This window comes from Actinomadura harenae (assembly GCF_003696215.1).
Lineage (GTDB): Bacteria > Actinomycetota > Actinomycetes > Streptosporangiales > Streptosporangiaceae > Spirillospora > Spirillospora harenae.
The window spans coordinates 30,897-51,188 of sequence record NZ_RFFG01000022.1; the positions used below are offsets into that span (position 1 = coordinate 30,897).

At 69.1% G+C, this 20,292-nt stretch carries 15 protein-coding genes and 1 pseudogene; 7 read left to right on the plus strand and 9 right to left on the minus strand.

Annotation, left to right across the window (positions count from 1 at the left end):
* Positions 1–7: 7 nt before the first annotated feature.
* Genes EBO15_RS45260 through EBO15_RS14600 form a run of 5 tightly spaced genes read right to left on the minus strand, consistent with a single transcriptional unit; the run spans position 8 to position 4,406 of the window.
* Positions 8–1,480: an SCO6880 family protein gene (locus EBO15_RS45260; RefSeq protein ID WP_199744532.1), complete on the minus strand. Its 1,473-nt coding sequence runs from the start codon at positions 1,478–1,480 to the stop codon at positions 8–10.
* Positions 1,470–2,879 (minus strand): hypothetical protein, encoded by a 1,410-nt coding sequence (locus EBO15_RS14585; RefSeq protein ID WP_122194925.1) that lies wholly within the window; start codon positions 2,877–2,879, stop codon positions 1,470–1,472. Before EBO15_RS14585 ends, EBO15_RS45260 begins: the two co-directional genes overlap by 11 nt.
* Complete coding sequence (locus EBO15_RS14590) at positions 2,876–3,547, minus strand: hypothetical protein (RefSeq protein WP_122194926.1); 672 nt, start codon at positions 3,545–3,547, stop codon at positions 2,876–2,878. The genes EBO15_RS14585 and EBO15_RS14590 overlap by 4 nt, the downstream gene beginning before the upstream one ends.
* Positions 3,544–3,891, minus strand: coding sequence for a hypothetical protein (locus EBO15_RS14595; protein ID WP_199744533.1), 348 nt, complete (start codon positions 3,889–3,891; stop codon positions 3,544–3,546). Before EBO15_RS14595 ends, EBO15_RS14590 begins: the two co-directional genes overlap by 4 nt.
* Positions 3,891–4,406 carry a hypothetical protein gene (locus EBO15_RS14600; RefSeq protein WP_122194927.1) on the minus strand — a complete coding sequence of 172 codons (516 nt, stop codon included), beginning with the start codon at positions 4,404–4,406 and terminating at the stop codon, positions 3,891–3,893. The genes EBO15_RS14595 and EBO15_RS14600 overlap by 1 nt, the downstream gene beginning before the upstream one ends.
* A 182-nt stretch (positions 4,407–4,588) precedes the next feature.
* Between EBO15_RS14600 and EBO15_RS14605 the strand changes: the two genes are divergently transcribed.
* Complete coding sequence (locus EBO15_RS14605) at positions 4,589–4,906, plus strand: helix-turn-helix domain-containing protein (protein ID WP_158628231.1); 318 nt, start codon at positions 4,589–4,591, stop codon at positions 4,904–4,906.
* A gap of 30 nt (positions 4,907–4,936) precedes the next feature.
* Positions 4,937–5,899 (plus strand): C40 family peptidase, encoded by a 963-nt coding sequence (locus EBO15_RS46010; protein ID WP_233616193.1) that lies wholly within the window; start codon positions 4,937–4,939, stop codon positions 5,897–5,899.
* A gap of 1,153 nt (positions 5,900–7,052) precedes the next feature.
* Here EBO15_RS46010 and EBO15_RS14615 read toward each other — a convergent pair.
* Positions 7,053–7,328, minus strand: coding sequence for a hypothetical protein (locus tag EBO15_RS14615; protein ID WP_147481501.1), 276 nt, complete (start codon positions 7,326–7,328; stop codon positions 7,053–7,055).
* Between the two features lie 601 nt (positions 7,329–7,929).
* Between EBO15_RS14615 and EBO15_RS14620 the strand changes: the two genes are divergently transcribed.
* Positions 7,930–9,483, plus strand: a complete 1,554-nt coding sequence (locus tag EBO15_RS14620) for an NAD(P)/FAD-dependent oxidoreductase (RefSeq protein WP_122194930.1) — start codon at positions 7,930–7,932, stop codon at positions 9,481–9,483.
* 85 nt (positions 9,484–9,568) lie between these two features.
* Here the strand turns inward: EBO15_RS14620 and EBO15_RS14625 are convergent, their stop codons facing one another.
* Positions 9,569–10,516: a UbiA family prenyltransferase gene (locus tag EBO15_RS14625; RefSeq protein WP_122194931.1), complete on the minus strand. Its 948-nt coding sequence runs from the start codon at positions 10,514–10,516 to the stop codon at positions 9,569–9,571.
* 211 nt (positions 10,517–10,727) lie between these two features.
* Entirely contained in the window at positions 10,728–11,759 is a 1,032-nt protein-coding gene (locus EBO15_RS14630; protein ID WP_199744534.1) for a polyprenyl synthetase family protein, read from the minus strand.
* Positions 11,760–12,160: 401 nt separating this feature from the next.
* Between EBO15_RS14630 and EBO15_RS14635 the strand changes: the two genes are divergently transcribed.
* From EBO15_RS14635 to EBO15_RS14650, 4 genes and pseudogenes are all read left to right on the plus strand, one after another.
* Positions 12,161–13,279, plus strand: coding sequence for an IS630 family transposase (locus EBO15_RS14635; RefSeq protein WP_122194933.1), 1,119 nt, complete (start codon positions 12,161–12,163; stop codon positions 13,277–13,279).
* A 44-nt stretch (positions 13,280–13,323) separates the two neighbouring features.
* Positions 13,324–14,157: pseudogene (locus EBO15_RS14640) on the plus strand (IS3 family transposase); the annotation flags it as partial.
* 254 nt (positions 14,158–14,411) lie between these two features.
* Positions 14,412–15,701, plus strand: a complete 1,290-nt coding sequence (locus tag EBO15_RS14645; RefSeq protein ID WP_147481502.1) for a hypothetical protein — start codon at positions 14,412–14,414, stop codon at positions 15,699–15,701.
* 552 nt (positions 15,702–16,253) lie between these two features.
* Positions 16,254–17,159, plus strand: coding sequence for a transposase family protein (locus tag EBO15_RS14650; RefSeq protein WP_378240127.1), 906 nt, complete (start codon positions 16,254–16,256; stop codon positions 17,157–17,159).
* Positions 17,160–17,214: 55 nt separating this feature from the next.
* On the opposite strand, the gene EBO15_RS14655 is transcribed toward EBO15_RS14650, so the two are convergent.
* Positions 17,215–20,163 (minus strand): AfsR/SARP family transcriptional regulator, encoded by a 2,949-nt coding sequence (locus tag EBO15_RS14655; protein WP_158628232.1) that lies wholly within the window; start codon positions 20,161–20,163, stop codon positions 17,215–17,217.
* Between the last annotated feature and the right edge of the window lie 129 nt (positions 20,164–20,292).

Genomic DNA, 20,292 nt, shown 5'->3' on the forward strand with positions numbered 1-20,292 from the left:
CTCCTTCCTAGCGCGGGAAGCGGCGGGTGAGGTCGGGCGGGCAGATGCCGCACGGCAGGGTCGTGGCGAACGCGGCGGCCTGGCTTCCCCAGAGCCGCCGCAGACGGATCCTGGCCGTGTCGGCGGAGGTCTCCACGTGCGCGACCGCGCGCGCAAGCAGCTCCGGATCGGTGACGGTGACCGCCGCGTACATGGAGACCAGGCAGACCCCGGCTCCCGCGGCCTCCTCGGCGGCGGCCTGGTGGGCGCGGGCGGCGTCGACGCTGTCGCGGGCGGTCTCGTCCCGCCCGGTCCGGCGGCGGAACTGCGCGCGGAACGAGGCCGCGTTGACCTCCTGCTGGACGACCCTGCTCGCTGCGGCCGCCGGAAGCGCCCGGTACTGGAGCGTGATGCGCTTGGGGAACGGCCCGGGCGCGACGAGCGCGGCGAGAACGTCGGAGCGGACGTTCTGGCGGGGTGGCTCATGCCACCCCCAGCAGACCGAGACACCGCCGTCGTGCTCGTAGCGGTCGGTGTGCTCACGCGCGGCGAGCGGCCCGGCGTCACCCCAGCTCAACACCTCCGGGACGCCGTAGGACAGGAGCCGGTCGACCTCGCCGCGGCTGCGCGGGTCGAACGCCATCCGGACCGTCCCGGCGATCTCCGCCGCCGAAGCCCGGCCCAGCACCGACACCCCGCAACCGCCGAGCCGCGAGGCCAGACCGTCCAGGAGGCGGCCGAGCTCGGCGACGGCGGCGGCGAGCGTGCCCGGCTTGGTCGGCGAGGCGTACGGGTCGAAGGTGATCGACACGCGGGTGTCGACGTCGGCGGCGGCCGCGGGCGCGGTCCGCACCAGCTCGTCCAGGATCGCCCGCGCGGCCGCCGGCGCATCCGGCGCCGCCGAACGGGACACCGCGCCTGCGAGGGTCGAGCCGGGCTCCGGGGCCGTGTCGACGGTGACGCTGACCCACCGCACCTGAGGCAGATGCCCCAGCGACGCCAGCCACCCGCCCCAGGACGCCACCCAGGTGTCGCTGTCGGCCCGGTCCGCCAGCCAGGTGGAGGAGGGAACGACCCGCAGCGTCGCGGTGAGCAGGCCCGTGCGGCAGTCCCAGACGATGCCGTAGCCTCCGCCGCGTCCGTCCTCGGCACTGAGCAACGTCAACGGCGCCAGCACACCCGGGAGCTGGAAGGCACGCGGATGCTCCACCACGATCCCGGCCCGGTACCGCGTCCGTCCACGCCAGACCGCCCACCACCAGCGGACACGGGCCAGGGCGAGCCGTCCGACGGGGATCCCGCCGATCCGGATCAGGCAGAGCCCGCCCGCCGGCAACGCGGGCAGCGCGACATACGGCAGGACGGCCGGGCGGATCGACGCGAGGACGACCAGGGCCATCGCCGCGGCCAGGACGGCGAAGGTGGCGGTGGTGTCGAGGCCGAGCAGGCCGATGCCGCGACGGCGCCGCCAGCCTCCATAGGTACGAATCTCAGGCCCCACTCGCGCCACCTCCCGCATCCTCCGCGCCGGTCGGCGCGCTCGAAGTACCACCGTCGCCGCCGCTACCTGTGGGGTTGCCGAGCCAGCGGATCATCTCCGGCCCCCGCCGCCGCTCCCGATCCGCCATCCGGACGGTCGCCGGCCCGACCGGCTCACCGCCCGAGGCCATCGAACCCGCCGCCGCGTCCGAGGTCTGGGCGGTGCTCCCGGACGGCGTCGCCCCCTCAGCCGTGCCGGACCGCCCCGGCATGGCCGAAGGCGCGGCGGGCTGCCCGGACGGGCCGCCGTCGCTGCCGCCTCCGGACGCGCCGGTGGCACTGCTCCCGCTGAGACCCGATGAGGCGGCCAGGCCCGAGCCGTGCTGATCACCGAGCTGCTCCGACAGCCGATTCGCGTGCTCGCCGGCCGAACCGTGTCCGGACCCGGCACCGGCCATCCCAGGGGACCAGCCGTATCCGCGCAGCGCGCCGATCGCGGTCAGGCCGCCCATGACGCTGTTCATGATCCCGCCGCCGGACCCGGACGAGACGTTGCCGGTCGTCCAGGTGAAGAACCGCAGCAGCACGGGGAAGGCGATCAGGCTGAGCAGCATCATCGCGAAGCCCGCGAGCACCGTGTGCAGGTTCCTGCCGTTGCCGACGAACGTGAACGCGGTCGCGTACACGGCCGCGGCCGCCGGCTTGTAGAAGATCAGCGCGAGCATCCACCCGCCGACCTTCCCGAACCACGCCTTGGTCGCACCGGTCATCATCCCGGCCGCCGCCAGCGGCAGCAGTCCCGCCAGCAGCACGATCGCCGCGCCGCGCAGGATCAGCAGCAATGCCTGGACGATCCCGATGAACAGCGCGACGATCCCGAGGACCACCACCAGCACGGACGGGACGCCCTGACCGGTGAGCAGCAGGTTCGTCATCTTGTTGGCGAACCCGCCCGAGGCCGAGGCGTCCAGCGCCCAGGACACCCACTGGTCGCCCCACTCCAGAAGCCGATTGGGCACCACCACCCCGAGCACGCTCACCACGGCCAGGACGGCCAGACCCGTCCCGGCGTCGATGAGCGGCGTCGCACGGCGCAGCAGCGTCAGCTTCGCGGCCACCACCAGCAGCGCCCCGAGCGCCACCGTGATCGTGAGCGGCTGCATCAGCTCGTGCATGCGCGCGACCGCCGGCTCGGCCTCCAGGTTCGGCGACGGGGACTGCACCCACCAGGAGGCGGTCTGCGAAACGAACCACTTCACCGCGGACGTGATCGCCTTGGCCAGGCCGTCCAGGGCATTGCCGCCCGCCTCGGCCGCGATGTCGGGCAGCGGAATACCGAAGGCGTGCCCGTCATGGTGGTCGACGGCCTGGACGCACTGCGGATCCAGGACGGTGCTGCACGGCGGCGCGAACGGCGTCATCGTCCGCCCCCGATGGTCGGGAAGCGCGTGTACCCGTCGAGCGATCCGACCGGTGCCGCCGACCCCAGCCAGCTACCGCCGGGCGGGGCGACCACACGCCAGTCACCGTCGTCCCACTGAAGCTGGACACGAGTCGCGGCGCGGACGACCTGGTCACTGTCCCCGGGACCGGCCGACACCACGTCCACGCTCGCGGTCTCGGGCGTGTACCCCTGCCACCGGAACGCCTCCAAGGTCGCATAGGCGCGCGGGGTGCCCGGCGCGAGCGGCGCGGTGTTGATGGAGGCGAGCATTCCGGCCCGGTCCGGGCCGACGAACTGGGTGTTCACCGTCGAGGTGGCGGTGGCCAACCCCCACCGCGGATCAGAACGCACCGACAGGTGAACCGCGGCCAGCAGCGCCCCGAGCGGCGTGCGCGCGAAGCCGCCCGCCCGGTCACCCGCGACGGCATGGGGGCCATCGGACGCCGAGTACGGCAGCCGGAACCCGTGGAAGTCCCGCCACACCAGACCGGACGTCGGCGTGGCCGGTGAGGACTGGAGCTGTTCGTCGAGGGCGGCCGGCGGGCGGTGGACGTGCTCCCCGGGGCCGTCCGGGATCAACGCGAACCCACCGAGGGCGAGCCCACCGGCGATGGCCACGCCGATCAGAACATGACGGCGGTTCACTTGAAGAACACCTCCACGATCGAGGAGGCGGTCGCGGCCAGGCTCAGCCCACCCAGCACCCAGGGAATGCCGGTCGCGCCGTCGGCGGCGAACGTCGAACGGTTCTTACGACCGATCGCCATCTGCCCGGCACAGATGAACAACCCGGCGACGCCACAGACCAGCACCGCCCACTTGCCCCAGCTGAGCAGCGTGCTCATCTTCTCGCCCAGACCGGGTGGGGGCGCCGGCAGCGGGTCGGGCACCTGCACACCGCCGCCGCTCCCGGACGCACCCGGCGACGGCGCGGCCTCGGGCCAGGCCAAGCGGACCAGCCCCAGCAGGCCGGCGGAGACCGAGAGCATCAGCGCCCCCTCGTGGATTCAGAAGCGGATACGGGCGGGGCGGCGGCCAGGGCTGCGATCCGATCCAGCGCCCGGCGAACCCTCGACGGGACCGAGACCCGTCCCGGGTCGGTCGTCAGGCGTAGCGCGGCCATGAACGGCACCCGCACCACACCGGCGACCTGCGGCGCCAGCAGCGCGAACCGGGAGCTGGCGTCCCGCGGTTCGCCGAAACCGTCATCGACGATCGCCAGCACGCGCACCTGGTGACCGACGCGCCCGAGGTAGTGCCGGGCGGTCACCGCGCGGCGGGAGCCGGGCACGGTGTTCCGCGCGACCAGCACCATCGGTGTGTCGGAGGCCTCGGGGACGTGGTCGGTGGTTCCCAGGTCACGGGCCCCGCCGAGCAGGACGGCCAGCGTGCTGGTACCGGCTCCACCGTGGGCTCCGATCAGCTGCAGGCTGTCTGGAAGGGACGGGGCGGGGGAGGGCGAGGGCGGGGTGGTCAGGTTGAGTTCGATGCGTCCGAGTTGCATCCGGATACCTCCGGTCGACTGCTCAGAGTTGCGATGCGAGCACCGTACGTGTCAATCTTGTGGAGCGCAAGCATCACCAAAGAAGCTCATCGCTCGTCAACACATCGAAGAACATGCTTCCGCGGCGCCCCGCGTCCACGAGAATGAAGGGCGAGCCCGTGACCCCGACCCCAGGAGCCGACATGGCCGACCGACCCGGCGTAGGCACTGACACCGGCGCAGCCACCGGCCGCGACCCGGACGTCCTCACCACCGCCGAACTGGCCGCCAAGCTGGGCCTGTCCGCCCAGACCGTCCGCCGCATGGCGCACGCGGGACAGATCCCCGCGCTAAAGACCGGCAAGGACTTCCGCTACTCCTGGGAAGCGGTCCGCGAGGTGCTGCGGCAGCCCCACCACGAACCAGGGGCCCCAGCCGATGAACCACAGCCTGCCGAACCCGCCCGACGCGCGGGCTACCGCGCCCAGCGCCGCGCCCGCAACGGAGCCACCACCGACTGAACCGCCCACCGGCCCGGCGTGGCGGCCGCAATGCTGAAACTCGCCGCCGCAGCCGGAACCACCCTCCTAACACCGCTGCTCCTGCTCGCCCCCAGCGCATCGTCCAGCAGCCCGACCCCGGGCGTCGCCGGCGCACCCACCGCCCAGGCCCGCCGCGACATTCCGCCCGACTACCTGCGCTGGTACATGGACGCGGCCCAGACCTGCCCCGGCCTGTCCTGGGCGACGCTGGCCGCCATCGGCAAAACCGAATCCGACCACGGCCGCTCCACCGAACCCGGCGTCCACTCCGGCGAGAACCACGCCGGAGCCGGCGGCCCCATGCAGTTCCTCGCCCCCACCTTCGCCACCTACGCGACCGACGGCGACGGCGACGGACACACCGACCGCTACAACCCCGCCGACGCCATCCACACCGCCGCCCACTACCTCTGCGCCAACGGCGCAGGCAAAGGCGGCACCCACCTCCGCGCGGCCATCTACGCCTACAACCACAGCAACACCTACGTCACAGGTGTCCTCGCACTCGCCGCGAAATACGCCGCACCCACCGCCACCACCCGGGGCCAGACCGCCGTCCGTGCCGCCCTCCACTGGCTCGGCACCCCCTACTCCTGGGGCGGCGGCAACACCTCAGGCCCCACCCGCGGCATCGCCAAAGGCGCAGGCACCATCGGCTTCGACTGCTCCGCCCTCACCCAATACGCCTGGGCACGAGCCGGAATCCACCTCGACCGCATCGCCGCCGACCAATACCGCGACGGCCCCCACATCCCCCGCGACCAACTCGCCCCCGGCGACCTGCTCTTCTTCGCCCACGACACCACCAACCCCGCGACCATCCACCACGTCGCCCTCTACCTCGGCAACGGCCGCATCATCCACGCCCCACAAACCGGCGACGTCATCCGCATCTCCACCTTCACCGGCAACCCCTACCGCGAACACCAATACATCGGCGCCGTCCGCCCCAGCACCCCCACCAAGACATGACGAAGGCACATCACCAGCCGCCCAGCGTTCGGATGCGACTATCGGCGCTCGATCGACACGGCCGGATCCGGAACGGCGGACGGGCGGTGCGAGTGAACGCCGGGTCGGACCGGGAACGTCCCACCGAGGTGGGCGACGTGGCCCCGCACGGCGCGGTCGACATTGACCGGGACGACCTTTTCGACGAGGTCCTCGCCAGGGCACTGGCCGCCCCGGAGTTCAGGCCGCGCTCGGCCGACCCAGTGCCCCGCCGCCCGCGGATCTGCGCAGGACAGCAGAACAGCGGAAGGACCTCCTGTGCTGTCAGGCTCGCAGCATGCCGTTCGACATCCGCCTTGGTGAAGCTGGGTGGGCTAACGCGACCCGACCCTGGCACGCGTTCCGATCTGCCGGGTCCGTCGGATGCCCCTCGGGGCGGCGTGGCGTGACGGCGCCTGTGAGGGTGGCGTGGGGCGCATGATGCGCGTTGGGGTTCTTGCTGGTCAGAGGGCGGCGCGCCCAGAGGGATCCGAACCCCCGACCGGCAGATCAAAGTTGCCGCCACCGGTCACGATGGGGGTGTGGCCGTGTCGCAACGTGCCGCTCTGTCCGTTCTTATCCCATTTCGCGTGCCGCCCCGTGTCGTTCGCCGCCGCGTGCTACTGCAACCACCGAGCGACCATGACGGCTCGGCCTGGCAATGCGCCCCGTCCACCGATGGGGGTTCCTGTTGGTGGGGCGACCGCCACCGCCCGCACATGGCCCACATGGTGCCTGATCGGCGAACTCGCCGGATCCGAGTGGGCGGGTAGTCGGGGTCAGGGACAGGCTGATTGCCCAACGTAGGTCGCCCTGCCCGCCCGCATCCAATCGTCCCCAGAAACGTGCTGAGGGTTGGGGTGCGCGTGGGTGCCGTGTTCGGAAGGTTCGAGGCACCTCACGCCCACGGTGAGGCCGCCCTGCCCGAACTGCGCCAGCTCGCCCAGAGCCTGCGTCCCAATGTCGAACAGGTGTGGGTCCACTGCGGCGGCGACTCCGGTGGATGGTCGACACCCGCCGATCGGCGGTCGACCATCCGTCGGCTGTTCGGCAAGGCTGGTTGCGGGGTTGGAGGGGCTTCTGGTGACGCTCCGACCCGAAGGACGGGCGGGTGTATCGGATTGTGTGCGGTGTGTCATCCCGGGACGTCGACGCTCTTGGCGAACTCGAAGGTGGCGGATTTGCCGGGGCCGACGGCGCTCAGGCTGTGGCCCGTGCAGTTTGCGCCTTCGTAGACGAACACCGTGATGTTGGTGCGGTTTGTGACGAACAGCGGCCAGATGTCGCTGTTGTAGCAGCCGCGGGCGGGGTTGTTGTAGGTGCGTGTGCCGATCCTGAGTGTTCCCCGCGCGGCCAGGGCCGGGGTAGCAGCGCTCAGGGCCACGGCTGCACCGGTGACCAGGGTGGCCAAGATCGTCATGGTACGTCGCATGATCGCCTCCGTCGGGAGAAGGGAAACCTTCCTCGACATTCCCCAGTGTGATGTCACGAACACTCTCCGTTAAGAGTGTTTCTGGTCGGCTGCGCGCCCGTGTCGGCGACTGGAGGGGCCAGAAGCCCGAACCGTGCGAGCGGGCCCGATCGAGCCGGGGCCGGCCTTCGCTTGCTATGCGCTGGAGGTCAGTCATGCATCCAGCGGTGCCTCCACCGAACCCGGGACAGTTCAAATGGGCTTACTGGTCCCCCGGCCGGAAGGGAGTGGCCGGCGGAGTTCGGTGTGCGTTCCAGGGAGACTGGTGTGCGAGGGTGAGGCAGGCCATCCTGGGTAGTGTCCGCACTACCTGAACAGGTCAGGCCCGTGCGGTGCGTGCCTGTAGGCCGTGAGGAGTCATCGTGTCCGCGACCGCTGGCGTCCCGCTCCCCGACTGGCTCGGCCTGTCTGGGTTCGGTCCGTGTGAGACGACGCGGATAGGCGGGGCCCTGGATGGGGCGGGGAGGCGGGCCGGAAGCGAGCAGCTCATCACGATGCGGCGATGCCCGGCTCTGCGCGGTCTGGCGGCTGCGAAGCTGTCATGGCAGCGGTGTCTGCCTTGCGGTTCGAGGCGTGTCGCCTTTGGGCGCTCGTCGTGATCGGCAGGCGCTGGGTCGGCCAAGGCAGCAGGCTTCGTGAGCAGCTGCTGATCCGCAGGCCGGAACGGCGCGAAAGCGTCGGCAGAGTCCATGGAACGGCGATTGTGATCGGCGCTGGGATGTCTGGCCTGTTGGCCGCCCGGGTGCTGGCGGAGTGTTTTACACGCGTGCTCGTTTTGGAGCGCGATGTGCTGCCGAACGGCCCGGAGTTCAGGCCCGGGGTTCCCCAGGCGCGTCATATCCATGCGATGCTCGCACGCGGAACGCATATCTACGAAGGGTTGTATCCCGGCCTGTGCGACGAGCTCCAAGGGGCAGGCGCGTCACTGATCGACTGTGGGCAGTCCCGGGTGTTGTTTCCGCATGGGTGGGCCGCGTCTCAGCCGTCCGGGATCCCCTTGTTGTTGGTGAGTCGGCTGCTGCTGGAGACGCGTGTGCGGCAACGGACGGCTGCCCTGGACAATGTGGAGATCTGCGACGCCACACGTGTCACCGGCCTGTGCTTCAGTCCCGGTGGCAACACTGTGATCGGGGTGCGGGCCTCGCGCCGGAGGGCTGACCACCGCGGTCGGGACGCGTTGTCGAGTATTCGAGCTGAGCTAGTCGTAGATGCCTCTGGACGGTCGTCCAAGCTCGCGGAATGGCTGTGTGGCTCTGGCTGTCCGCGCCCGAAGGAAAGCGTCCTCGACGCGCATATGGGTTACGCCTCGCGCATCTACCAGGTTCCCGAACACCGACTGAGTGACCCCGTCATGCTCGCTGAGCTTCTCCATGCCCCCGACCTGCCCCGCGGCCACGCGAGCGCACGGATCGAGGGCAACCGGCTGATGGTCACCCTGCAAGGCGTGGCAGAGTGCCAGCCGCCCAGGGACGAGCAGGGCTTCACGCAATTCACGAGGTCGCTCCGCGGCCCCCTTCAGGAGATTCTCCAGGATCTGCAACCGGCGACGCCGATCTACCGGTTTGCTCGCATGGCGAGCCGAAAGGTGGCCTACCACCGCTTGGCCGACTGGCCCGGTGGGCTGACAGTGCTAGGCGACGCGCTCTGCTCGTTCAATCCTGTCTATGGCCAGGGCATGACCGTCGCGGGACTCGAAGCACTGGTCTTGAGAGACCATTTCGCCCGCAGCGGGGAGCTCACGCCAGCGGCTTGCCGAAGGCTCCAACGCCGCTTGGCGCGCTCGGTCACCTGGCCCTGGCTGATCAGCACCCTCGCCGACCGGGGATGGCTGAAAGACCACCGGCCCGGCATCGCCGAGCGATGCGCCCGTCGGTTCATGGAGCTGTGGTTCCGGGCCATCCCCGGCGACCCCGCCATGTTCCGCCGGTTCCAGCGGGTAGCCCACCTGCTCGATGGCCCGGTCTCAGTCATGGCCCCGGCAGTCCTTGTACGGATCCTCATCCGTATGGCCTGCCCCCATCCCGCCGATGAGGAAGTCGGCGTCAATGGCCGCCGCACCCGCCCCAGCAACTCCGCTCCGGAGAATCATCCGTGAGCCCAATCGGGTCGACCGGCACTCTCTTGCTCCGACTTGGCCAATGCCAGCGGGTTGGAGCAGAGCCGGCCTCCTGTCGTCGGCGTTACGTGCAGAGGGGGCCGACGACGAACAAGCAGAACGAAGCTGCGTAGAGCTTGTACGTCAAGTCGTCGGACCGCGATGACCTGTAGATGAGGAGCCTTGCGGCGAGCGACCAGCACGTGATCACAAGGATGGCCGTCCATACGAGTGGCGCAATCTCAGGAGACGGCAGGATTCGCAGTTGTGGCAGGACACTGAGCAGTGGCAAGGCGAACAACGCTGCGGCGCCGGCGACCCGGGTCCGCGTCTTGCCGATGATCACGGGCAGCGTCCTACGGCCGTTCGTCCGGTCGCCGTCGACATCGCGCAAGTCCTGGATGAACACGGGCGTGGCGTATGCGAACGCGGCAACAAGCCACGCCCAGGCAAGGCTCGTCAAAGGGGTGACGATGCTCCAAGCTCCCGCCAGATACACCATCCCCCCGAAAGCCGCGTACAGGTTTTTCGCGATCCATGAGCGGTGCAGTCCCAGGTGGTTGTGGAGCAACACCGAGGCGAACCACAGGAACGACCAAACGAGCAAGCCGACCGCGGCCGCCAGAACCAGGAACAGCAGCGAGACCACGGCGAAGCGCACATGCGCGCCACGGACGGTGACCACCCCTTTGGGGATGGGGCGATGGGGCTTGTTGATTCGGTCCTCGTCAACACCCGCCGCCTGATTGGCCAGCGCATGGATATAGATGAAGGCCCACAAGTACATCGCCGACATGGCGAGCTCAGCCGGCAGCCGCGAAAGCGGCTGGCCCGAGACCTTCCACGCGCCCACCGCGAACACGAGGCCCGCTGCGACCGGCGGCACGTCCAACTTGATGAACCGCCAACTGACGTAGGCCTCAAACGCCAGCCATCCCAGTAGGCGGCGCGCTGTCCCCGCAACACACATCACGGCCGCCGTCGTGGGCTTCCTGTCTCGGCCAGCGACCATGATGTCTCCCTGCTCGTGCATCTAGTCAGCGGCGGTCTCTGCCAGACGCACGGTGGGCACCGAAGCGCCCGCTGGCTGGGGATCTGACGGTGGTCGACAGCAGAGGTGGCAGCAGCGCCGAGGACGCGTTGTCCACGGTGGGCTGGACCGCCACCTCCGCCTCGAAGGCCAGCCGCCAAGGACCGGCTTGACCGGGCGAGCCGGGCGCGCACAGGTGCACGGCCGCCGGGTGTCATGACGACCTCACGACGGCGGCCGCCGCCAGCTCACGCAGCATGACGACCGCCGTGGGGTGCAGGAAGGTGCCGTCCAGTGCCCGAAGCGCGGCACGGTGCCGGTCCGCGATCATCTCCTCCACTGCCGCGACCGCCCCGGTCGCTGTGAGAAGGTCCCGAGCGCGCTGCGCGCCGTGTTCGTCGAGGGCCGGATCACCGACCAGACGGCGCAGGGCCGTGCGCTGCGCGCTGTCCGAGCGTTCGAGGGCCAAGGCCATCAGCACGGTGGCCTTCCCCTCCCGCAGGTCGTCGAGGTTCGGTTTGCCGGTGTGCTCGCGGTGACCGAACACGCCGAGCAAGTCGTCGCGCAGCTGGAACGCCTCGCCCAGCGGCAGGCCGAACTCGCTCAGCGTCGTGCGCATGCCGGCGTCCGCTCCGGCCAGCACTGCCCCCAGCTGCAAGGGGCGCTCGGCGGTGTACTTCGCGCCCTTGAATCGGATGATGCGCAATGCCGCGTTCAGGTCGGTGCTCGGCCAGCCGGTGGCGAGCAGGTCAAGATACTGCCCGTACATCAGCTCCGTGCGCATCTCGTCCAGCACCGCCGTCGCCACAGCGAACTGGTCCACGCTCAGGCCGGCAGTGTGCAGCAGCTCGTCGGACCACGCCAGGGCCAGATCCCCGAGCAGCAGGGCCGCATTCGCACCCAGCCGCGCCGCGCTGGGACGCCCCACATGGCGGGCGGCGAGGGCCTCATGAGCGCTGGGTCGGCCTCGGCGGGTGGCGCTGCGGTCCATGACGTCGTCGTGAACGAGGGCAAACGCATGGAACATCTCCAGCGACACGGCCACCCGAAGCACCGGGCCCTGGTCACCACACCCTCCGGCGGCGCGCCAGCCGGCCACGCACAGCACCGGGCGGATCCGCTTGCCACCGCCCAGCACCAGATCCCGCAGTACATCGGTGACCTCTGCGGGGAAGCATTGCGCGGCCGCCCAAGACGCCTTGGTGTCCAGGAAGGCGGCCAGACGCTCCTCGACGGCGCTCCGCACACCGGCAGGGTCAAACACGGGGGGCGGAGAGTGAGGCGGCGGTCTTGGGCATGGAACCTCCTTCGACCAGCGAACCCGGGGGCAAACGCACCGATCCGCTCAGTCTGTTCCTGCCCTCGAACACGACACCGCCCCAGGGGGCGCCAGGAACGTCACCACTGCGCCAGCGCACATCTTGCCCAAACGGTCATTTATATGAGCACACCGCCAACTGCGCGGCCCGATGCCGCTGGTCTGGCCAGCTGACCGACGTCCTGGTCGGGACGTCAAACTGCCCCTGGCTAGTGCGCTGGCTCGGAACGTTCGCCGGGTTGGGTGACACGCCGTCGGGCTTGTCCGGGTCTGCATGATCTTGCCGTCAGACTCCTGGTGGTGTGGTGTCGACAGGACAGGGGGGCGGGGTGGCGGAGCCGGTGAGGGCTCGGCGGCTGACCGATCATGAGGGCCGGAAGCTGCAGCAGATCGTGCGGCGGGGTCGGCATGATTCGGTGAGGGTCCGTCGTGCGTTGATCGTTATGGCGTCGGCGTCGGGGACGTCGGTGAGAGCGATTTGTGAGCTGGTCCAGGCGCATGAGGACACGGTCCGGGACGTGATCCATGCGTTCAACGACAAGGGGCTGGCCGCGTTGGACCCTCGGTGGGCGGGAGGCCGTCCCCGCCTGCTGGTGGCTGAGGAGGAGGATTACGTGGCGCGGACGGCCTTGACGCGCCCGGAAAAGCTCGGCCGGCCGTTCACGCAGTGGAGTTTGCGGAAGCTGGTGGCCTACCTGGCCGATAATCGGGTCCGGACGGTGAAGATCGGGCGGGAACGGCTGCGCCGGCTCCTTGCCGAGCGGAGGGTCTCTTTTCAGCGGACGCGGACCTGGAAGGAGTCCAAGGATCCCGACCGGGAGGCGAAGCTGGACCGGATCGAGTACGTGACCGGCCGTTTCTTCGATCGTTGTTTCGCGTTCGATCAGTTCGGTCCGTTGTCGATCCGTCCCTGTCATGGCCGTTCCTGGGCGCGGGAGAGGCATCCCGACCGGATCCCGGCGACCTATCACCGCACTCACGGGGTGCGTTATTTCCACGGCTGCTACAGCCTGGGCGATGATCGGTTGTGGGGCGTCTCCCGCGGCCACAAGGGTGGCGTCAACACGTTGAAGGCGTTGAAGACGATCCGGGCCGCCCGGCCCGACGGCGCCCCGATCTACATCATTTTGGACAATCTCTCATCGAACAAGACGCCGGCGATCCGGAAGTGGGCCGAGAAGAGCAAGGTCGAGTTGTGCTTCACCCCGACCAGCGCGTCGTGGGCCAACCCGATCGAGGCCCAGTTCGGACCGCTGCGCAATTTCGTGATGGGCGGCTCCGACCACCCCAACCACATCGTTCTCGCCCGAAAACTGCAGGCCTACCTCCGGTGGCGCAACGCCAACGCCCGCCACCCCGACGTCCTGGCCGGGCAACGCCGCGAACGCGCTCGCATCCGGAGCGAACGACAGCAACGCTGGGGCCGACCACACACCCGCGCCGCCTGATCAGCCCCGGCAAACGTTCCGAGCCGACGCACTAGCGACCACGGCTGTGCCGGGTGCTCCAGGTCGCCCGGTCCTCGTTCTACCGGTGGCTGGCCGCGGCCCCGGCCCGGGCGGCCCGCCGCCGGGCCGACGATGTCCTGGCGGCGCGGATCCGGAAGATCCACAAGGCCGGGGACGGCACCTACGGATCGCCTCGGGTCACCGCCGAGCTGCGGGACCAGGGGCTGGATGTGAATCACAAGCGGGTCGCTCGGGTGATGCGCGAGCGTGGGATCGTCGGGCTGCACCTGCGTAAGAAGGTGCGCACCACGGTGCCCGAGCCGTCGGCGACCCCGGTCCCGGACCTGCTGGGCAGGGACTTCACCGCCGAACATCCGAACCAGAGGTATGTCGGTGACATCACCCATCTGCTGACCGGGGACGGGAGATTCCTCTACCTCGCGACGGTTCTGGACCTGGGATCACGCAGGTTGGCGGGCTGGTTGATCGCCGACCACATGCGCACCGAACTGGTCATGGACGCCCTGCAGGCGGCGGCCCGAACACGCGGCGGCACCCTGGACGGAGTGATCTTCCACAGCGGCAACGGCGCGCAGTACTGCAGCCGCGAGTTCGAGGACGCCTGCCGCCGGCTCGGGGTCACCCGTTCCCGCGGCAAGGTCGGCACCAGCGCCGACAACGCCGCCGCCGAGTCCTTCAACGCCACCCTGAAACGCGAGACGCTGCAAGGCGCCCACCGATGGGCCACAGCCCACCAAGCACGCCTGGCCGTGTTCCGATGGATCACCCGCTACAAAACCCGCCGCCGACACTCCACCCTCGGCCACATGTCACCCATCAACTACGAGAAAACCGCAGGTAGCACCCCTACCGCAGCCTTACAACCGTGTCCACATTCAGGGGCAACCCCCGTGGTTCAGCAAACCGATCGTGGCGTGTGGGTGGTGCGGTCGGCTCCCGGGATTGGCCTGGTTCGGACACGTTATTGATCTTGCCGTGGTGGGGGTGGTCTCTGAGATTCTGTGTTGCCGTCGCGCGCTCGGGCCGGGGGCGTCACCGTGCGCGGGCCGACGAGGAGACCTTCATGCGCGTGCGCCGCTTTGGCGTTGTTCTCACTGTCACTTCGGTCGGTGTGGGTTCGCTGGCATCCGGCACCGCCCTGGCCGCGCTGGCGCGGTCAGGTGTTGTGACGCAGATCGTGGAGACGGCGGCGAGCACCGACCATCTCGACTACGACCACCGACAGGTCACGCTGTCGGGAAGGCTGATGCAGCAACAGGCGGACGGGACGCTGGCGCCGTTGCCGGAGCACACGGTCCGCGTGTTCGCGGGTAACTACTCGCGGGACGAGGCGAGCACCGACGCCGACGGCCGTTTCACGGTCACCATGATCGATCCCGGCTACCGGGTGCTGACCGCCTGCAGCGACGACGACGACACCTACGCCGAGAGCTGCGCCGACTACCGGTTCACCATCACGCAACGCCCGACCCGGCTCAGCCTGAACCCGCTCCCCGCAAGCTCCAAGTTGGGCAGCTGGGTGAGCGTGTCCGGGCATGCCGAGGTGCTCACGTCCGCCGGATGGGGTCCGATCGCCGGTGTGATCGGCGTGGCAGCGCTGAACTCACCCCTCAACAACCTCGGCGCCATGCGGGTCGAGGCCGACGGCGGGTTCTCCGGCAAGATCCAGATTCGGGACGGCGCGAGCTGGGCGGCGACCCTGTACCCCGACGCGTTGGAGTACGACCAGCGGAACTCCACCCCGCCGACGCCGATCCGTACCGTCCACCCGACGTCGACCTGGCTCTATGCGCCGCAGAGCCGCCCTGTTCCGGGACGGCCGTTCAACTTCCGGGTGTCCACCGATGCCATGCGCTTCCAGGACGCGCAGTACGAACTCCTCGCGCCGTGGCCTTTGCCCGACGAGCCGTTCAAGCTGTACTTCCGCCCCGACTCCGGCGGCCAGCCCCGGCTGATCGCCTCGGGCCGGACCGGCCGAGACGGTGACGCCTTGATCGCCCACACGCCGAAGGTGGGCGAACGCGGGACATGGTTCGCGCGGATCGACCCGAGCGGCGACCTGACCGGCTCCGTATCCACCAACGTGCACCTGGACGTCCGGTACGCCACGACGTTGCGGCTGTCCGCCAAACCCGACCCGGTACGGAAGGGACGCCGACTCACCGCGCATGGGACGCTGCTCGCGCCCGGTGGGAAGGCCCTCGGCAAGCGCACGGTGAAGATCTACTTCCAGGCGCGCGGATCGAAGAAGTGGGTCGGCATGGCCACCGTCCACACCGACGCCCACGGCGCCTTCACCCGAACCTTCACCGCCAAGCAGGACGGCACCTGGCACGCGGCATTCGCCGGCGACACCCTCGACCTGCCCGTCCAGGCCGCCGACTACGTCGACGTCCGCTGACTCACCCGCAAGACGCTTGGATGCGCGCCCACGTGGTGAGCAGACTCGCCAGGGCAGAACGACGACGCTGGTACCTCAGATGTATGGGCGACCCGTGTCGGCGATCGTTTCGAATTCGATCAGGAAGAGCGTTTTGCTCGAGTGAGCCGAACGCCCGGAGCAGGCCCTGGGGCTGTCCACAGGCTGCTGTGTCATGCCCGCAGTATCACCGAACCCGCCGACAGAATCTCGAGCAGTCATGGGGTTCTGTCGGTGGGGGATCAAGCCCGTTAGCCCAACCCCGATCCCCCTACCCGCCGTCGTCCTGCCATTCTCGATGACGTGACCCCAGCGTCATGTGCAGCCGGTGAGTGTCGCTGGGGGGATCACTGAGGTTTTCTCTGCAAGATCGATTCGGACAGTGATGCTTTCCTTGGCATGAACAGGCATGGTCGGGCAGACACGCGGACGCAACACAACGGTCCGTAACAAGCGTGGAGCCCCCCGGTAGGACGGTCTCACCACAAGATCTCGTCCACCGCCGAAAGGCTCCACCTGGTCATCTACCCTGCCATGCTCGACGTCTCGCGTGAACTGATCCGGTACGTGGCCGGCCTGCTGCGCGCCGAACGCAAGGCCCGCGGCACACGGAAGGGCACCCGGGCGCTGAGCTGCCGGGTTCAAGCGGTGTTCGTGATCGCCTGGTTCCGCGACCGGCCCAACCTGCACCGGCATGGCAAGGCGTTCGGGATCTCCCAGGCAACCGCCTACCGGTACCTGCACGAGGTCATCGACGTCCTGGCCGACCAGGCCCCGAGCCTGCACGAGGCACTCGAACGCGCCGACACCGACGGCGTGACGCACCTGATCCTGGACGGGAAGATATTCGACACCGACCGGTGCCGCCTGACCACCACCAGCGTGAAGGGCGAACAGATCGATTCCTGGTACTCGGGAAAGACCCACGACTTCGGCGGCAACGTCCAAGCGCTCTTCGAGCCCGATGGCCTCCCGATCTGGACCAGCGACGTCGAGCCAGGCCACACCGTCGACATCACCGCCGCCCGCGCCCACGTGCTCCCGGCCGCACGCCCCGGCGGCGGGCCCACCACCGATCGGCTGCCGATCCTGGCCGACCCCGGCTACGACGGAGCAGGCCACGGCGTCCATGTCCCGTTCAAACAACCCGCCGACGACGGCGAACCGCACGTCGACAACCGCACCTACAACGCCCTACTGCGCGCCCTGCGCAGCCTCGGCGAACGCGGCTTCGCCCTCCTGGTCGAACGCTGGACCACGCTCCAGCACATCACCCTCAGCCCCAGCCGGATCGGCGACCTCGTCCGCGCCGCACTCGTCCTGGTCCATTTTGAACACCGCCGGATCACCAGAAAGTCGCTGAGAAAACGTCACTACCGCCCACACATGGCCCACGTGGTGCCCCATTGGCGATCCCATCGGATCCGGGTGGGCGGATAGCCGCTCAAACATGCAACCTCTATCCCCTACCGGATCGCCGAGGCGGCAGCTCGGTTTACGAGCGATAATGCTTCCCTTCAGCACGTTGATCGGATTCGCTGTTGGGTATCGAACCAGCTCGTTGGCGGCGTGACTCACTCCGTTCGGCCGCCTGGAGGTCGCGTTTGGCCAGGCCCTCCAAGCCGTGCTCCAGGTGCAGGTCGGCGACGGCACGTAGGGCACGCGACTGGACGTGCAGGTTGTTGGCCTGCTCTGCGAGATCCATGGCTTCGAACAACAGGGGGTATGCGTCGTCGGAATTGCAGAGCCGCGCGTGCGTCTCGCCGAGGCCTGTGAGAATGTAGGCCATTCCGAGAGTGTCGCCGATCGTGGCGGCAATGCGAAGGGCGGACCTGAACGCGGAAGCTGCCGCTTCCAGATCGGCTCTTCGGACGAAGTTCTGCGCCAGATCGTAGTGGACTTTCGCCTGCCCGCACATGTCCTTGCTTCGCTCGAACAGGTCGAGCGACTGCCGCAGTGCTTCGGTCGCCTCGGCCGGTTGGTTCAGGAACGTCTGGCAGCGGCCGAGGTCCATCCACAGCTCGCCGAGCGTCCGTTCGTTGGCTGGTTTCAGAGCGAAGCCGCGCTTGCAGGCCAGTTGGGCGGCGAGGTGGTCGCCCCGGAGCCGGTGCGCACCGCTGAGCAGCACCATCGCTGCGGCCTGCCCCTCGATGTGCCCGAGGTTGCTGAACAGCTTCGCCGAGTGCCGTAGGTAGTTCCCAGCCTCGACATAGTTGCGCAGCACCAGCGCCCGGTAGCCTAGCGAGTGCAGCAAGGTGGCCTCGCCTTCGGGGATGTCCGCCTTCCGAACCGCCGCGAGAGCGATCGTGTGTGAGCGGTGCCACAGGTCGAAGTAGCCAGCCGTCTCGAGCCCGGCCTGCGGCGCGGCCGCTAGTTCCCAGCAGCCCTCGCCGAGTCCGACCTCGGCGGCCCGCTGCACCATTTGCGCGATATGCGGCAGCCGCGAGGCGAACCACTCGGCGGCCGAGCCGTCGATCTCCATGGATGCGTCGTTTGGGGACCACCGGGGCGTGCTCCCAGCCAGGGCGCGTTCGAGCGGCCCGTGCATCGTCGCATATGCCGCGTCCATCAGGGCCAGCTGCGCGCCGAGCGCCCGGTTGAGAGCAGCGAGTAGATCGTCCGGGTCGCCGTCGCTCAGCGCGCGTTCGCGTGCGTAGGCCAAGACTAGGTCGTGGATGCGGCCGTGGAAGTTCGGGGCCGTCCCTGTCACCGTCAGCAGATGCGCCTCGGCAAGCTCGTCCAGCAGGTTCACGACATGGCCGATGGTGCTGTCGGCCAGCGCGGCGGCCGTCCAATCGCTGACTTCGTTCGCGCCGAGGTGGCCGAGGGCCTGCATCAGCGCCTGCGCCGCGGGCGAGAGGAACTGGTAGCCGAGCTCGAAGCAGTTGCGGACGTCTCGCCCGTCGATTTCCAGGACGGTCAGCCGACGGTTGATGTCCTCCAGCCGGTCGGCGAGATGCATCAGGTCCCAGTGTGGATGGGTGGCCAGGCGGGCGCATGCGAGGTCCAGTGCCAAGGGCATGCCGCTGCAAAGCCGGATCAGCCGCCTGAGGTCGGTGTCGTTGTCGGGGCCCGCCGTGCGTTCGTCCCCGACCCTGTCGGTGATCAGGGTGTGCGCCTCCCTCTGGCTCATCGGGCCGAGGATGATGTGATCACCCCGCATGCCAGCCATCGGGGCGCGGCTCGTCACAAGGACCGCGCAGTCCGGATCGCCCGGCAGCAACGGCAGAACCTGCGTGGACAGGGATGCATCGTCCAAGACGATCAGTACCCGTTTGCCGGTCACTGCGGCGCGGAACACCTCCGCCTTGGCCTCCAGCGCGGTCGGCACCTCCGTCACACCGAGGAAGGCGAGGAACCGGGCGAGGACGTCGCCCGCCGACGCGGGGTGCGGCTGCGCGCCTGAAAGATAGGCGTAGAGCCTGCCGCCCGGATAGTCGTCCGCGAGCCGGTGCGCCGCCTCGATCGCCAGCGTGGTCTTGCCGTATCCGCCCGGCCCACTGATCACGACGATCGGCAGGTGGCTCCGGTCGTGGGCGGTCAGAGCTCGTTGGATGAGCGCGAGCTGCTCTGACCGGCCGATCATCCCGTGCGGGCGCGCCGGAAGGTTATCCGGGGCGAGGACGCTAGAGACCGGTGGAGCTGTATTGGTGTCCGTGTTGTCTCCCCAGCCAGGGCTCTGGGTGGACACAGGCGAACGCTGCGAAGGAATTCCGAGCAGATCCGGGTCCATGTTCAGGATGCGGATCTGGAGCTGGCTGAGTTGCGGGGATGGCTCAATGCCGAACTGCTCGCGGACATGGTCGCGGTAGTCGGAATACACCTCCAGCGCCTCGCTCGTCCGGCCAGAGCGGACCAGCGCCCGCATCAGCAGGCCGCGCGGTGTCTCCCGTTGGGCGTGATTGTCGATGAGCTCGTACAGCTCACCGATCAGGTCCTGGTGGTGGCCGAGGGCAAGACCAGCGGTGATCTTGCGTTCGAGCGCGACCAGCCGCATCTCGTCCCACTGCGCGGCGGCGGCCCGGAACACCGTTCCGCCCAGGTCGGCGAGGGCGGGGCCGCGCCACAGTCGCAGGGCGCGTTCGAGCGTGCGGCATGCCTCGGCAGGATCCTGCCGGTCGGCCGTCCGGACCAGCGCGCGAAATTCGCCCGCGTCCACCAGTTCCGGTTGGACCGCGATCCGGTAGCCGCTTGGCCGGGTCTCGATCAGTCCGCGCTGCCCGGCGAGTGCTTGACGTAGCAGCTTGGCAGCCGTCTTCGGGGTGCTCCCAACGCTCTCTGGGAGCTCCGAGTCGTAGAACGCCCTGATCAGCTCCCGTGATGGCACGACCTCGCCTGGATGGAGGAGCAAACGTGCCAGCAATGCCCGCGGTCGCCATCCCCCGAGCGGCAACTCAACGTCGTTGTCCCAGGCTGTGACCGGCCCCAAGATTCCGAAACGCAAGACGTGACTCCTTGTGGCGGACAGGTTCAATTACGCACTTTACAGAAGCGGTCCATAACATTCAACGGATCCGGCTACCAGAGAGACACCGAGGTGACACCGGGCCGGTTCGCCGCAGCCGATCCGGAC

Coding starts and splice junctions, on each gene's coding strand:
- EBO15_RS14585 (WP_122194925.1), bottom strand. CDS start 2,879: ATGACGCCGTTCGCGCCGCCGTGCAGCACCGTCCTGGATCCGCAGTGC.
- EBO15_RS14595 (WP_199744533.1), bottom strand. CDS start 3,891: ATGCTCTCGGTCTCCGCCGGCCTGCTGGGGCTGGTCCGCTTGGCCTGG.
- EBO15_RS14600 (WP_122194927.1), bottom strand. CDS start 4,406: ATGCAACTCGGACGCATCGAACTCAACCTGACCACCCCGCCCTCGCCC.
- EBO15_RS14605 (WP_158628231.1), top strand. CDS start 4,589: ATGGCCGACCGACCCGGCGTAGGCACTGACACCGGCGCAGCCACCGGC.
- EBO15_RS46010 (WP_233616193.1), top strand. CDS start 4,937: ATGCTGAAACTCGCCGCCGCAGCCGGAACCACCCTCCTAACACCGCTG.
- EBO15_RS14620 (WP_122194930.1), top strand. CDS start 7,930: ATGGCAGCGGTGTCTGCCTTGCGGTTCGAGGCGTGTCGCCTTTGGGCG.
- EBO15_RS14625 (WP_122194931.1), bottom strand. CDS start 10,516: ATGCACGAGCAGGGAGACATCATGGTCGCTGGCCGAGACAGGAAGCCC.
- EBO15_RS14650 (WP_378240127.1), top strand. CDS start 16,254: ATGCTCGACGTCTCGCGTGAACTGATCCGGTACGTGGCCGGCCTGCTG.